The organism is Cytobacillus dafuensis (assembly GCF_007995155.1).
In the GTDB taxonomy this organism is placed as follows: domain Bacteria; phylum Bacillota; class Bacilli; order Bacillales; family Cytobacillaceae; genus Cytobacillus; species Cytobacillus dafuensis.
Genome location: NZ_CP042593.1, coordinates 1,202,330 through 1,215,696 on the forward strand (window position 1 = coordinate 1,202,330; position 13,367 = coordinate 1,215,696).

At 36.2% G+C, this 13,367-nt stretch carries 13 protein-coding genes and 1 riboswitch; of the genes, 11 read left to right on the plus strand and 2 right to left on the minus strand.

What is annotated here, in order from left to right; genetic code table 11:
- The first annotated feature begins 293 nt into the window (after positions 1-293).
- The gene (locus FSZ17_RS05890; RefSeq protein WP_057775266.1) at positions 294-563 is read left to right on the plus strand and encodes an HPr family phosphocarrier protein; all 270 of its coding nucleotides are present in this window, start codon (positions 294-296) and stop codon (positions 561-563) included.
- Positions 557-2,275: a phosphoenolpyruvate--protein phosphotransferase gene (ptsP, locus tag FSZ17_RS05895; protein ID WP_057775263.1), complete on the plus strand. Its 1,719-nt coding sequence runs from the start codon at positions 557-559 to the stop codon at positions 2,273-2,275. The genes FSZ17_RS05890 and ptsP overlap by 7 nt, the downstream gene beginning before the upstream one ends.
- 62 nt (positions 2,276-2,337) lie before the next feature.
- On the opposite strand, the gene FSZ17_RS05900 is transcribed toward ptsP, so the two are convergent.
- Entirely contained in the window at positions 2,338-3,012 is a 675-nt protein-coding gene (locus FSZ17_RS05900; RefSeq protein ID WP_057775262.1) for an ABC transporter ATP-binding protein, read from the minus strand.
- Position 3,013: 1 nt separating this feature from the next.
- Entirely contained in the window at positions 3,014-4,048 is a 1,035-nt protein-coding gene (locus tag FSZ17_RS05905) for an ABC transporter permease (RefSeq protein WP_057775259.1), read from the minus strand.
- Between the two features lie 234 nt (positions 4,049-4,282).
- Between FSZ17_RS05905 and FSZ17_RS05910 the strand changes: the two genes are divergently transcribed.
- The 9 genes from FSZ17_RS05910 (at position 4,283) to FSZ17_RS05955 (ending at position 12,877) form a co-directional block, all read left to right on the plus strand.
- Positions 4,283-4,864, plus strand: coding sequence for a hypothetical protein (locus FSZ17_RS05910; RefSeq protein WP_057775257.1), 582 nt, complete (start codon positions 4,283-4,285; stop codon positions 4,862-4,864).
- 392 nt (positions 4,865-5,256) lie between these two features.
- Positions 5,257-5,340: riboswitch (cyclic di-GMP riboswitch) on the plus strand.
- A gap of 137 nt (positions 5,341-5,477) precedes the next feature.
- Entirely contained in the window at positions 5,478-5,705 is a 228-nt protein-coding gene (locus FSZ17_RS05915; protein ID WP_057775255.1) for a hypothetical protein, read from the plus strand.
- 145 nt (positions 5,706-5,850) lie between these two features.
- On the plus strand, positions 5,851-6,063 hold the full coding sequence (locus FSZ17_RS05920; protein ID WP_057775252.1) for a DUF2187 family protein: 213 nt from the start codon (positions 5,851-5,853) through the stop codon (positions 6,061-6,063).
- 112 nt (positions 6,064-6,175) lie between these two features.
- Positions 6,176-6,448 carry an HU family DNA-binding protein gene (locus FSZ17_RS05925; RefSeq protein ID WP_057775249.1) on the plus strand — a complete coding sequence of 91 codons (273 nt, stop codon included), beginning with the start codon at positions 6,176-6,178 and terminating at the stop codon, positions 6,446-6,448.
- A 366-nt stretch (positions 6,449-6,814) separates the two neighbouring features.
- Positions 6,815-7,597: a putative protein N(5)-glutamine methyltransferase gene (locus FSZ17_RS05930; protein WP_057775246.1), complete on the plus strand. Its 783-nt coding sequence runs from the start codon at positions 6,815-6,817 to the stop codon at positions 7,595-7,597.
- Positions 7,598-7,953: 356 nt separating this feature from the next.
- Positions 7,954-8,772, plus strand: a complete 819-nt coding sequence (locus FSZ17_RS05935; protein ID WP_057775243.1) for a sugar nucleotide-binding protein — start codon at positions 7,954-7,956, stop codon at positions 8,770-8,772.
- A 620-nt stretch (positions 8,773-9,392) separates the two neighbouring features.
- Positions 9,393-11,456, plus strand: coding sequence for a sigma-70 family RNA polymerase sigma factor (locus tag FSZ17_RS05940; protein ID WP_057775240.1), 2,064 nt, complete (start codon positions 9,393-9,395; stop codon positions 11,454-11,456).
- Positions 11,457-11,704: 248 nt separating this feature from the next.
- Positions 11,705-12,076: an iron chaperone gene (locus tag FSZ17_RS05950; RefSeq protein WP_057775235.1), complete on the plus strand. Its 372-nt coding sequence runs from the start codon at positions 11,705-11,707 to the stop codon at positions 12,074-12,076.
- 147 nt (positions 12,077-12,223) lie between these two features.
- Positions 12,224-12,877 carry a DUF1801 domain-containing protein gene (locus FSZ17_RS05955; RefSeq protein ID WP_082625354.1) on the plus strand — a complete coding sequence of 218 codons (654 nt, stop codon included), beginning with the start codon at positions 12,224-12,226 and terminating at the stop codon, positions 12,875-12,877.
- Positions 12,878-13,367: the final 490 nt, after the last annotated feature.

Sequence of the window (13,367 nt, forward strand, 5' to 3'; positions counted from 1 at the left end):
GTGTTAAAGCTCAGTGTTGAAAATGCTATTTTGTTGTTGATTGGAGCGGAAGGCGCGAGCTCCTCGAAAATGCTAACGCATTTTCTTCGTGCGGAGATTATTCTAGGAAGCTTATTCAATGTCCTGCGGGAGAGCGAGTCAAAGGGAGACCCCGCAGGAGCGATAGCGACGAGGAGGCTTCCGGACCGCCCGCGGAAAGCGAGTGCCTGCAGCGGAATTCAACAGGGAAGTTTAACATAGCCCATATTTTAATAATAACTAATTAATGAAATAAACGATTGGGGACATGACAAATGGAAAAATCATTTAAAATTACCACAGCTGAAGGTTTGCATGCGAGACCAGCTACAATATTAGTTTCCTCCGTTTCACCTTTTACGGCAAGTGTTGAATTGCTCTACAATAATAAATCCGTAAATTTAAAATCAATAATGGGTGTAATGGCACAAGCTGTTCCAGCAGGTGCGGTTGTCACTATTTCAGCCAACGGGACAGATGCGGAAGAGTTAATCAGTAAGGTGACAGAGGTCATTATTTCACAAGGTCTTGGTGAAGAATGTTAGAGATTAATGGGATTTCTATTTCAAAGGGTATCACTTTAGCACCTGCGTATTGTTTAGCAGAGCCAGATTTGTCTTTCGATAAGGTTAAGATCACTCATGTAGATTCTGAAATAGATAGATTAAAAGAAGCAATGGCCAAAACAAAACTGGATCTAATAGCCATTCGTGATGCAGCCATGTATAAATTTGGAGAAGAGAAGGCAGAGATTTTTTCTGCCCATTTATTAATACTAGAAGACCCTGAAATTTTTTCAGCAATAGAAGCGAAGATTAATGAAAAAATGAATGCAGAGTCTGCTTTGGATGAAGTTTGTATAATGTATTCATGTATGTTTGAATCAATGGATAACGATTATATGAAGGAGCGTGCTGCTGATATTCGTGATGTCTGCAAACGTATATTGGCTCATTTATTACATGTCGAGCTTCCTGATTATAGTCGAATATCAAGGGAAGTTATTATCGTTGCGGAAGATTTAACTCCCTCCATGACAGCCCAATTAGATAAGCAATTTGTGAGAGGCTTTGTTACTGATATTGGAGGAAGAACATCACATTCAGCCATTTTAGCCAGAGCAATGGGAATTCCAGCGATTGTTGGTACCAAAAATGCGTCGAAGAATATTACCAATGGATCTCCACTTATCATTGATGGACTAAAAGGAAAAGTCATTGTAAATGCTACAGAGGATGTACAGGCCCGGTATAGAGCTTCCTCAAAGGAGCTTGAGAAAGATAATGAATTACTTAAAAAGTATATAACACTTCCAAGCATTAGTGCTGATGGTCATATTGTGGAAATCGCCGGTAATATTGGTAACCCCAATGATGTAGATGCCATTATTGCTAATGGTGGAGATGGAATTGGCTTATTTCGAACAGAATTTTTATTTATGGATCGAATGGAGTTACCGACGGAGGAAGAGCAATTTGATGCATATAAAACCGTTCTTTCGAAAATGGATGGGAAGCCCACTGTTGTTCGTACATTAGATATTGGCGGTGATAAGGAGCTGCCATATTTAAAGCTGCCAGCTGAAATAAATCCGTTTTTAGGCTATCGTGCCATTCGATTATGCCTAGATCAACAGAGTATTTTCCGCACCCAATTACGTGCATTATTAAGAGCAAGTATGTATGGGAATTTGAAGATCATGTTCCCTATGATAGCAACCTTAGATGAATTTAGAAGAGCAAAGGCGATTTTGCTTGAAGAAAAGCAAAAGCTGCTGGATGGCGGGGCATTAGTTAATGATCAAATCGAAATTGGAATGATGGTTGAAATTCCATCTGCTGCTGTCATAGCTGACTTATTTGCTCAAGAAGCGGATTTCTTATCGATTGGAACGAATGATTTAATTCAGTATACATTAGCAGCCGATCGCATGAATGAAAAAATTTCATATTTATATCAACCCTATCATCCTGCTGTATTAAGGCTTATTAAAATGGTTATTGATGCTGCTCATAATCATGGAAAATGGGTAGGGATGTGTGGTGAAATGGCTGGAGACGAAGTGGCGATTCCAATTCTTTTAGCATTAGGGTTAGATGAATTTTCGATGAGCTCAGCATCGATATTAAAGACAAGGGGACAAATTTCCAAGCTAAATAAAGACCAACTTAATGACCAGTTAGAACATATTTTACAATTGAAAACTTCGATAGAAGTAGAACTATATGTAAAAAAATATTTTTTAAATTTAAAATAAAAGAAGCAGGAGGAGAGTCTCTTGCTTCTTCATATCTAAATATCCATTCTTCGAGCTTAGTGCTATGCAACCTGTCCATCGCTCATTTTGATAATACGATCAGCATATGCAAGCATTTCTTCATCATGAGTCACGAGTAAAGTAGTAATGTTAAGCGTTTTGGTTAATTCTCGGATTAATGCCATTACATCTTTAGATCTTTTCGAATCCAAACTGGCAGTTGGTTCATCTGCAAAGAGAACTTTCGGTTTATGGATAATGGCACGAGCAATGGCAATCCTCTGCTTTTCCCCGCCAGATAAGGAAGATGGATAGGCCTTTTTCCGATGGCTCATGTCAACTAATGAAAGGATCTCGTCAATTTCCTTTTTTTGTTCACTTTTCTTCATTTTAGTGCCTGCTACATCTAACATCAGCATCAATTGCTCTTCTACTGTAAGAAAAGGGACCAGATGGGCAAATTGAAATACAAAACCAAATTTGTTTGCCCGTACTTTTCGAACTTGTTCTGCATTCATTTCAGTCAAGTTTGTCCCTTCGAACAATATCTGTCCATCTGATGCTGGCTGAAGTCCAGCTGCGATTGTTAGAAGCGTACTTTTACCCGAACCCGAAGCACCTACCAATGCTGTTACCTCGCCTTCTTTAAGGGAAAGATTGACTCCTTTTAGGATTTCTTCTGTCACTTCGCCATTTGTGAAGGTTTTTCTAACGTCCTCTATTGTAAATACTGTCATATTAAACCTCTCCTTGTTGAATTGCTTGTAATGGTTCCACTTTTTTTATCTGCATACCTGAAAGAGTAGCTCCAATAAATCCGATTATAAGGAAGACGATTGACAATTTTACCGTTGTATCAGGGGTTAAATGGAATGGCATACCCTCAGGTGCGATCTTATTAAAAACTTGACTGAGTGCAATGGATAGACTAAGAGCAATGACTGTAATAAACAGCATTTGTGTCCACATCATTTTAAACAAAGCACTTGTTTTGACACCGATTGCTTTTAAAATACCGTATAATCCAATCTTTTGAACGTTCATCATGTAGAAGAAGATAGCAAACAACATTCCACTAATGACGACTAGAAACCAAACAATCATATTTAAGGACATCTGTTCAGCGCTATAACTTGGAATGGTATCAAGAAATTCCTTTTTCGAAAATGCTTGTAATCCATCCACTGTTTGTGGTGAATCCTCTCCAGGAACGAAAAGCATTTGCATTTCTTCTGTACGATACATTTCTTTGTAGTCTTCCATATTAATAAAAGCAACAGGGGCATGACTGAATTTCTTTTGGTCTACAAAACCTTTTACAGTAAACTCGCCGCTGTATTGATTATTTGTCAGGACATCTCCCACTTTTATCCCTTTATCTTTCATTGAGCTATCTAGGACGATTTCCCCTTTTTTCACATTCTCGAACAACTCTGACTCGGTTGATGTAACAAACACGACACTTTGCTGTTTATCAGCACTATCATTCACAAATCCCATTTGAATAGAAAAAGCAGCGGCATCTTTTTCTTTAGCTAAAACTTTATCTTGTACGTTGCTATCGATTTTTGAAAGTGTATACGTCTGGTCTGAATCTTTCGTCATATAAAATTGACCATCTGGTAAATCTTTAATTAATGCAGCATTGTCTTGTGATAATCCATTTGCCAGACCAGATATAATTAACGTTAATAAACTAACGAGAAAAACGATAGAACCTAATATTAAAAATCTTGCTTTATTTTTTTTCATTTCTTTCCAAGCGATATTCATCTTTTATTCCTCCAATCTCTTTCTAACATCCTTAGATTATAATTTGAATGTGAACAGAGAATGAATAAGAAATTACATATGGTTTCTGATAGAGGGTTTGATATATTCTAAATAACAGCCCTCTAGTAAATCGGTAAAAATGGTATAATATAGGTGCTTATCGATCATCTTTTCAAGATAGTTTGTAAGGTAATGACAACAGCTATTTAATCAATTAGGAAAGAGGGGATATAGATGAAATCAACAGATTTACGTAATATGAGAATGAAGCAGATTGCTTTTACAAATGGTCTAATATTAACAGCCCTTATTATCTATTTCGTTATCATCAGTAATATTACGTTCTCATTTGCTCACTTTTTCTTGGTTCTTGGGGTGTTACAGATCATTCTTGGAGTTTTAGGCTTGATGAAGGGTGAGTCAACGAAATCGATTTTTCCTATTTTTGAACAAGTCGCCATCTATGAAAAACAAAAAATGGGAAGTGAATGGTCCAAACTACGAAGAGTAGGATATGTTTGGAACTTAATATTAGGTTGTTTGCTATTTTTACTATCTTTCTTGAATCGTAATTCTCCAGATCAAGTTCTTCGTATTGAACTTATGTTTATGGTAATGATCGTCTTTTTCCTTTTAGTTATGATAAATATTGGAATGATTATTCACTTTAGAAAGGTCGATCGTTCCACTTCCGAATTGGATATGAAAGGCTACACATGGAAATCAAACCTTGTAGCTGTTGTGATAGGAATTGTGTTCGGTATTGTCATGGTTAGAGGTACCCTTTATTACGTATTTCAGGAAGTTAACTTTTGAAGAATGTTAAGTGAATAAGTAGTAGTGAATGGAACGACGCGTTAATCTTTTTGAGTAATCCTCCTTTATCCGCTCGAACTTGGCGGTAATCTTCTTCAAATAGGCTTCATGATACCAGCTTCATGGATAAAAAATACTCACGGTGCGGGGAGCACGGTGAGTATTTTTCTTATCTATATTAATGCTAGGTTAAAGGTAGTTTTCAGACATACTTTACAAGACAAAAATTTTATCAAATTATAAAATTCTCATACATCATTTCTTGATTAGGACTTTAGCATCAATTTATTTATACTATAAATGGTATAAAACTACTATTTTTGTTAAAGTGTGTTGAAAAATGACGAATTTACTGGAAATTACCATACTAAAGTTTTATTATAAAAGTATCAGTTTGATAAAGGCAAACTTATTGAAAGATAAGGACGCAAAGCCACGAGTCTAAGGTGATTAGCTATGATAGTCGGGTTACCAAATGATTGGATACTGTTACCTATGATAGAATAGCCTTTATCATACAAGTCCACCAATCTTTTTGGTGGGCTTTTTTTTGAGATAGTTTTGGCGAAGCTTGACTATCGAGTAAGTGAAAAAAAAGGAGGTGGAATGTTAATTGACTGTGTTATTTGGTACGGTTGAATACTTTGAAAGAGCAATTTACAACTATCTGAATGAGAATCAATTAAAAGAAATAAGTGAAGATTCTCTATATGTCATTACTTCAAAACTAAAAAAAGAAATTTTAGATGATTTTGTTTGCGATGAAAGAATTCGGTTAGAATGTTTAGAAAATCTTAAATATGCAATTAGTATGATAACACAAAATAAGGAAGCGGTCTGAGTTTAGATAATTTTAGAAAAGTGTTTTTTAAAAAGATCTCATATCTTTTTACTGTTGATTTTAAACATCTAAACAGTATATTCTTCCTTATAGTCAAAAGAATTCAGCCATTTGAATAATATAAATAGGAGCGTAATAACAGAAAATGCAAAAAGAAAAGAACGAATTTTCTGATCAAAAGAGGGCAAATTCAGGGGATATTATTCTTTTTGAAAGAAAAAGTAACATATATGAAGGTAAAGTGTTTCTTGTTCGGACTAATAGTGTATTAGTCGAAATTTCAAGTAAGGATGCAAAAACTTTAGGATACGAAATGCCAAATACAGTTGTTCGGCATGGGAAATATAGTCTAGTATGAGTTTGAAAATCAAATTTTTATCTAATTAGTTTATACTTATTAATAGGAAAAAAGAAGAAAATATGATATGTTTTTTATTTCTACATAAATAAAATATTTGAGGTGTCTAAAAATGAATAAAACAGAATTAGTGAAAGCTGTATCAACAAAGGCAGAGTTAACAATAAAAGATGCTGGGAATGTAGTTGATGCAATATTTGAAACAATTACTAGCACACTTGCTAAAGAAGAGAAAATCCAATTTATTGGATTTGGAACGTTTGAAGTTCGTGAACGATCTGCAAGAAAAGGTCGTAATCCACAAACAGGTGAAGAAATAGAAATTGCAGCTTCTAAAGTTCCAGCTTTTAAACCGGGTAAGGAATTAAAAGAAGCGGTTAAATAAATATTTGTTTTTTTAAAATACTCTGGACTTGTTAGTCTCTAGAGTATTTTTTTTTGCTCATAATACGGAGGGCGCTTTTCTGGAGAAAGAAAAAAGTCCAATTTCTCAATTCAGTAACATAAGCCAAATCCCTTAGCATATAGGTATTTGGCTATATTTATGTCGAAATTTGCTTAGTATACAAAATTTCCGAAATGTTGGCAGTCCCCCATTATAGGGCGTAATCCTGAAACATGGATAAGCACTCATTTTTCATTTTAGAGCCATTTTGTTGAAGAAGGATATCTCCAATTTTTAACGAATACAGTGCTATAAATAAGCTTATCAAAAGTGGTGAGATAAATAGGAAAAAAAATTAATTTCTTTTTGGACAATGAAACGGAAAAATGTATAATTAACAGGCTTCGGAGCGCGGGGTGTGTTTTCGCAGAAGATGAGACCCGGTTACTTATCTCAGAGGCACGAACTCTAGAGGATCTCAAGAAAATGGTGGAAATGCGAGCCGTTGGTTTACCTCTTGAATATATTGTTGGATACGCAGAGTTCTGTGGTTTGCGGATAGAATTGGACCGAGGCGTTTTCGTGCCTCGAAAACGTACCGAGTTTCTTGTTCACCAGGCAAAAGCCCTGTCATTTTCTGGTGATATCGTCGTTGACCTATGTTGCGGGTCAGGTGCTGTGGGCGTAGCACTCGCTGCATCTTTAGGACGAGTTGAATTGTATTCTGTTGACATTGACCCTGTCGCAGTACGATGCGCTGGCCGCAACGTAACGGATTTCAGTGGCCATGTTTTTAAAGGTGACTTGTATAAAGCTCTGCCCTACTCACTTAAAGGCCATGTGAATATCCTAGTTGCGAACGTACCTTACGTTCCTACCGAGGCAATCAAGCTGCTGCCGCAGGAGGCTCGCCTACATGAACCGAAGGTGGCACTTGACGGAGGAGAGGATGGACTTGACATTCAGCGAAGAGTTGCAGAAGAAGCAATTCTCTGGCTAGCACCGGGAGGACATCTTTTGATAGAGACGAGCGAAATGCAGGCACCTCAGACCTTTGACATCTTTTCAGGTGCTGGGCTTACCACAAAAGTGGCTAGAGACGAGGAACTGGACGCTACTGTCGTGATCGGATCAAATTCTATTTTTTAGAGTAAATAAGTACTTAGTCTTAATCACAAATGAAATGATAATTTCTTATCACTATACTAATAAACAAAAAATCATTATTTAAAGGGCAACGATTGTTTAACAATAATTAATAGGGTGATGCATATTATACATGACTAATATGTATCTCCCTTTATTTTTTATGACTTTTTAAGATTTAGGTCTTGATAATTTGTAAAAAAGTTTGATTAAAATCATGTAGTGAAAATTTCTTTTCTTGTTAAGCACACGAGGCAGGAATGTTGAATAGGAAAGAGAATTTTTAGGTGGAAGAAGTGATTACATCATAAGTGAAAGAAATGTTATTTGTTTAAAAAAGTTTGTGGAGGGAAATGGCGATGCAAAAGATACTCATTCTTGGAGTAAGTGGTCTTGTAGGAAGAGCTTTATTAGATGAATTTACTGATGAATATGACGTATATGGAACGTATTTTTCTTCGTTAACTAGCCTCCCTGATGATAAGCAATTCCAATTAGAAGTTCAGCAAATAGATAAACTGAAGGAAATTACAAGCACAATTAAGCCCGACATTGTGATTTCTTGCCTAAGAGGAGAGTTTGATCAACAGCTTACGTTTCATAAAGAATTGGCTAAAGTATTACAAAATAATGGTAGTCGAGTTTATTACTTTTCTACGACAAATGTATTTGATGGGGACTTCTCAAGATCCCACACAGAAACAGATATACCTAATGCTGAATCAGATTATGGGAAGTTCAAAATTAAATGTGAAAACATGCTAAAAGAAATTTTGGATGAGCGAGTGGTCATTATCCGAATCCCGGCAATATGGGGGAAGGATTCACCAAGATGGAAATTAATCAATGAAAGCATAAAAAATAATAAAGTGATCGATGTGTACAGTAATCTCGTATGTAACAATCTTTTGGATGTAATGTTAGCAAAACAATTACGATTTATTATTGAAAATGATTTAAAGGGAACAATTCATTTAGGTTCAGCAGATGAAATGACTCAAGGTCAATTCTATGAACAAATTATAAGTAAACTCACGAGTAAAAAGAACCTTATACAATATCGTTTATATCAGGATAAAGTCGACACTTGTTATTTTAGGTTAATTTCAAATCGTGATGATATCCCAAGCACTCTACAAAATACGAATCAAGATATTATTTCGTACTTGCTGGAATAAACGGCAAGTATGATAGTAAGCTAACCGATGCGAATGTTAAACAAACGCTCTTAAAGTGATCAAACTTTTTTATAAAAATTTATCGCAGATTAACGGGCAGTAAGACCCCCACTTCAAGGATTCGCGTATACAAAGAAGAGTAAGTGGGGGATCAACTGCCCGTAAAATGAACACAGACTAAAAGCGCCACATCGTGTGGCAACGTCTGAGTGACCCACTTCCTGTGGGCCGCAACTAACCATCAGTGGGGGATGAAGGCCGACTAAGAACGCCACGTCCTGTGGCAACGTCGGCACTAGCACGTCGTGTGCGTCGAAAAACCCCCACTGATGGAAGTTTCACTTTATCTATTTTCAAAACTGTAGAATCCACTTTGATCGAGCTTTTTCAAAATGGATTCTTTTAATTTTTTCCTCCATATCGAGGATTAAATAGAACGAAGCAGCTGTTATCAGTTAGATAATAGACACATAGACTTACGAACTTATAAGAAGTTTGATATTCTATATATAACCCATTATTTATAATAATTGTAATTTATTGATAATAATTATTAGCTTTCAGCCCAAGAAAAATCGGGAGTGACAGTGAATTACGCTAAAAAAGGGGGGGACACGTTTATGATTCCAGCAAAAATAGAACCCATTTCTATCACTACAAAAAGAGAAACAGGCTGGGACTCCATCGTCGATTGGTACGATCAGCATAAACAATCGTTGTATACGCTTGGTTGGTCCTATCTTAATAATCAGCAGCAAATGGAAGAGCTTTTTTACCAGTCCATAATACAAGTTCAAAAGGAGTTGCCTCGATTTAAAGGTAAAACACGATTCGAAACGTGGGTTACATCCATTTTCATACATAACTGCCGGGAGCTTTCTGGTAATAGAAGTTTACAAGCTTCAGAGGAAAGTGAACCACGTCAGGGTTTATTTAAAGCACTTGATCAATTGAAAGAGTACGAGAAAGAAGCGATGGTCCTTACCTATGTACAAGGATTCTCTCAGGAGGAAGCGGCACAACTTCTTCAAGTTTCAGCGGAAAAGATTAAAGAGCTTTTGTTTTCCGGAATCCAGTCACTTAGAAATGAAATGAGGAACGGATTAACCTATAATGGCTGTAAGGAGTACCAAAAGGATTACCTCGATTATTTAGAAAGAGCCATGGAGCGGTCGAAAAAGATTGATTTTGAAGTACATATTTATCATTGTCAAGAATGTCAGGAGGATCTGGCTGCCTTTCAGGATGTCATGTTAGCCATGTTGGATCTTACGAATAGTATGGAAGATTTGCATGTGCCATCTGGTTTCATGGAGAACGTCAAAAATAGGCTGATAGAAAAGGAGAAGCACAGACAACAGAAGTACAAGAAACGTAAAAGAAGAGGACTTATTTTTATAAGTGTATTCGCATTATTAATGGGTATAGGCTTCTTTACAGGGACGTTTACCAATCTTTACTATACATGGACAGAAGAAGATCCGGAATTACGTGCCTTTCTACAAGAGGACCTTGGTCAAATACTGAACCTCGAAGCGGAAAGCGATGGGGTGAAAATTAAGATTAAGAGCGCAATAGCTGATGATGTGCAGACACTTGTTTTTTATGAAATAGAAGATACAGATGAAGACAACCAATATATGATGAATTATGATAATGGGTTTTTTGTGGAGAACCAACAAGGAATTATGAACCATGTAACATATCCAAGGTACTATCCACCTGACCTTGAATCAGATGTAAATAACAAGGAAAAGAACGTGTATCAAGGGAAGCTGAGTCTGCCGCCACTGACAGCGGATAAAGAGACAATCAAACTCAAGATCACAAAACTTCAGAAATTGTCTCGTGATTCCTCTGAGCGTAATGGTTTTTGGCCTTACGGGAACTTGGAGTTTAAAACAGGGCAGTGGAGATTCGAGATACCTGTAACAAAACATCCTTCCTTCGAATATGCATTGAATGGAAAAACAGAAGTAGAAGGGATTCCGGTTCGATTTGATAAACTAACCATTGCTCCAACAGCGACGATTCTGCAATTTGGTATTAATAATGAGCAGCCAGAGAAGCGGATAAACTATCTTAATTTTAATAATCTAGAAGTGAACAATAAAGAAATGAAGCCTGATATGTATGGCAGCTCTTATTTGGATTACCAGCAAGACATAAATTGGACTACTTTTCAAACACACTTTGATCCTCTTTTTGGAGAAAAACCAAAAGAGATTAACGTTCAATTTGGGGTGGCTCATTTAGAATTTGAAGACACATATATCTTCGAATTGGACGGCATTCGAGAATATCCTCAAACCTTTGAATATGCCGGCAGTACAATCTCCATAGACAAGCTGGAAGTTGGACAGTCTACCAATATTGTCATAAGCAATCATGAATTTGAGAATCGAGCATATGAGTGGCTTCAATTCAATATTGTAAGTGAGGATGGAAAGGAATCTAATTCAATGGAGATGAATTCTGAAGGAGTGCTCATTGATAAAAACGGGGTAAAATACGATGTGAATGAAATGCCTTTTTCATATGAAGAACTCGAGCAGCCTCGTTATTTCTATACAGTCCAAAGCCTTCAGATCCAAGAGAGTAAAGTGGTTCCTAAAGAATTGGTCATTCATGGGTATACTACAACGAAATATTTAGATAATGTTGTGAAGATTTCTTTGGAATAACAGAGGTAGTTCAGCAAGTATATTAGATATTTCGGTCAGGAGAAAGAATACTTATAAATCCAAGTGAAGTAACAGGATATCATCATGATTGGAACAAAATATACCAAGATATACTTGATTATGCTTCAAGGCAATAGTACTTTTCAAATAATGGGGGCAAGTGTCTTAGCGGTTTCGTGAGGAGTTTTAAAGACGAATGGGTTTAAGGTACTTCTCCGAATGACATAATTTTTTTAGGAGGGAACAACATGGAGGTTTTTGCAGAATTTTTAGCGGGTATTGATAACCCTCAACATCGGGCTCGAACGGAGGAAGTTTTGGGTTGGGTAACGAAGGAATTTCCAAATTTAATGCCGGTAATTAAGTGGAATCAGCCTATGTTTACCGATCACGGTACATATATTATTGGATTTAGCGTAGCCAAACATCATTTGGCTGTTGCCCCTGAAAAAGCAGGGATTATTCATTTTTCTGATGAAATTGTACAGGCAGGCTATGAGCACACCCAGCAGCTGATACGTTTCCCGTGGGATCGTCCGGTTGATTTCTCATTACTTGAGAAAATGATCAAGTATAATATTTTGGATAAGGAAGACTGTTCCACTTTTTGGCGGAAATAAAAATAGGATAGACCTGATGGCTATGGTGCCTGATCCCCATTGCAGTAATACTTTAATACGGTGGGGGCCAGGCACCTTTTGACTGCTTGACACGACACCAATTAATGTCCTATTATAAATCGAAAAATTGAAGAGGGGTGTTCCATGATGACAAATAGCAGAACGAATCCTAAGGTTGATGAATTTTTAAGTAAAGCTAAAAAGTGGAAAGAAGAATACGAGACGTTGAGAAAGATCGTTCTTGACTGTGACCTGACTGAAGAATTTAAGTGGATGCACCCTTGTTACACATTTGAGAAAAAAAACATCGTTTTAATACATAGTTTTAAAGAATATATTGCGCTTCTGTTTCAGAAAGGTGCCTTGCTAAAGGATGCCCATGGGATTTTAATCCAACAAACGGAGAATGTACAGGCAGCGCGCCAGATTCGGTTCACCAATGTTCAAGAAATAGTTGAAATGGAAACCATCTTAAAAGCCTATATTCATGAAGCCATTGAAGTTGAAAAAGCAGGTTTGGAAGTGAAAATGAAAGAGCATAAAGAATTCATCATTCCTGAAGAACTTCAAAATAAATTCGATGAAATGCCTACTTTTAAAACTGCTTTTGAATCATTGACACCGGGAAGGCAAAGAGCATACATTCTTTATTTTTCTCAACCTAAACAATCCAAAACCCGAGAGTCAAGGGTTGAAAAATATATCCAGAAAATTCTCGATGGAAAGGGATTAAATGATTGCACTTGTGGTCTATCTCAAAAGCAACCCAACTGTGACGGCTCGCACAAGCACATTCGATAAGAAAAAAAATAAATCAAACTTTAGGATATTCCCTCACTTGAAGATCCTTCACGCGAATACTTCATTTTTCATTCCGAACATAAAACAAGAGAAGTTAAAGGGAAAAACTAAACAGAAGACTTACATTCAAATGATTATCACTTCCTACAAAAAACGAATCAGGGCTTCGGCTCTGATTTTTTTTCTTGCAGGTCTACTTGATACTAAAAATATGAAGGATTGCTTTTTCAACTAATCCTAATTCAATTCAATTCTATTAAGCTGATATTTTTTAAATAAGTGGATGAAGTCATCCAGAATACTCAAAAGGGATAGTCCCTTAGAGAGTAATATTGACATGAAACAAATAAGTCTTTCCGACTCTATACTACATCATTGTTCTCAATTAAGAAAAAAAATATTCGTTTTATAGTTTTAATATTCAAAATATTATTATATAATTCAATTAAATGAAAGGAATTTAATTTCATTTCATTTTTTGTTTATTTTG

What these genes read in the sequence shown, in the direction of transcription:
- FSZ17_RS05890 (WP_057775266.1), top strand. Translation starts at nt 294, where the DNA reads ATGGAAAAATCATTTAAAATTACCACAGCTGAAGGTTTGCATGCGAGA.
- ptsP (WP_057775263.1), top strand. Translation starts at nt 557, where the DNA reads ATGTTAGAGATTAATGGGATTTCTATTTCAAAGGGTATCACTTTAGCA.
- FSZ17_RS05900 (WP_057775262.1), bottom strand. Translation starts at nt 3,012, where the DNA reads ATGACAGTATTTACAATAGAGGACGTTAGAAAAACCTTCACAAATGGC.
- FSZ17_RS05905 (WP_057775259.1), bottom strand. Translation starts at nt 4,048, where the DNA reads ATGAATATCGCTTGGAAAGAAATGAAAAAAAATAAAGCAAGATTTTTA.
- FSZ17_RS05910 (WP_057775257.1), top strand. Translation starts at nt 4,283, where the DNA reads ATGAAATCAACAGATTTACGTAATATGAGAATGAAGCAGATTGCTTTT.
- FSZ17_RS05920 (WP_057775252.1), top strand. Translation starts at nt 5,851, where the DNA reads ATGCAAAAAGAAAAGAACGAATTTTCTGATCAAAAGAGGGCAAATTCA.
- FSZ17_RS05925 (WP_057775249.1), top strand. Translation starts at nt 6,176, where the DNA reads ATGAATAAAACAGAATTAGTGAAAGCTGTATCAACAAAGGCAGAGTTA.
- FSZ17_RS05935 (WP_057775243.1), top strand. Translation starts at nt 7,954, where the DNA reads ATGCAAAAGATACTCATTCTTGGAGTAAGTGGTCTTGTAGGAAGAGCT.
- FSZ17_RS05940 (WP_057775240.1), top strand. Translation starts at nt 9,393, where the DNA reads ATGATTCCAGCAAAAATAGAACCCATTTCTATCACTACAAAAAGAGAA.
- FSZ17_RS05950 (WP_057775235.1), top strand. Translation starts at nt 11,705, where the DNA reads ATGGAGGTTTTTGCAGAATTTTTAGCGGGTATTGATAACCCTCAACAT.
- FSZ17_RS05955 (WP_082625354.1), top strand. Translation starts at nt 12,224, where the DNA reads ATGACAAATAGCAGAACGAATCCTAAGGTTGATGAATTTTTAAGTAAA.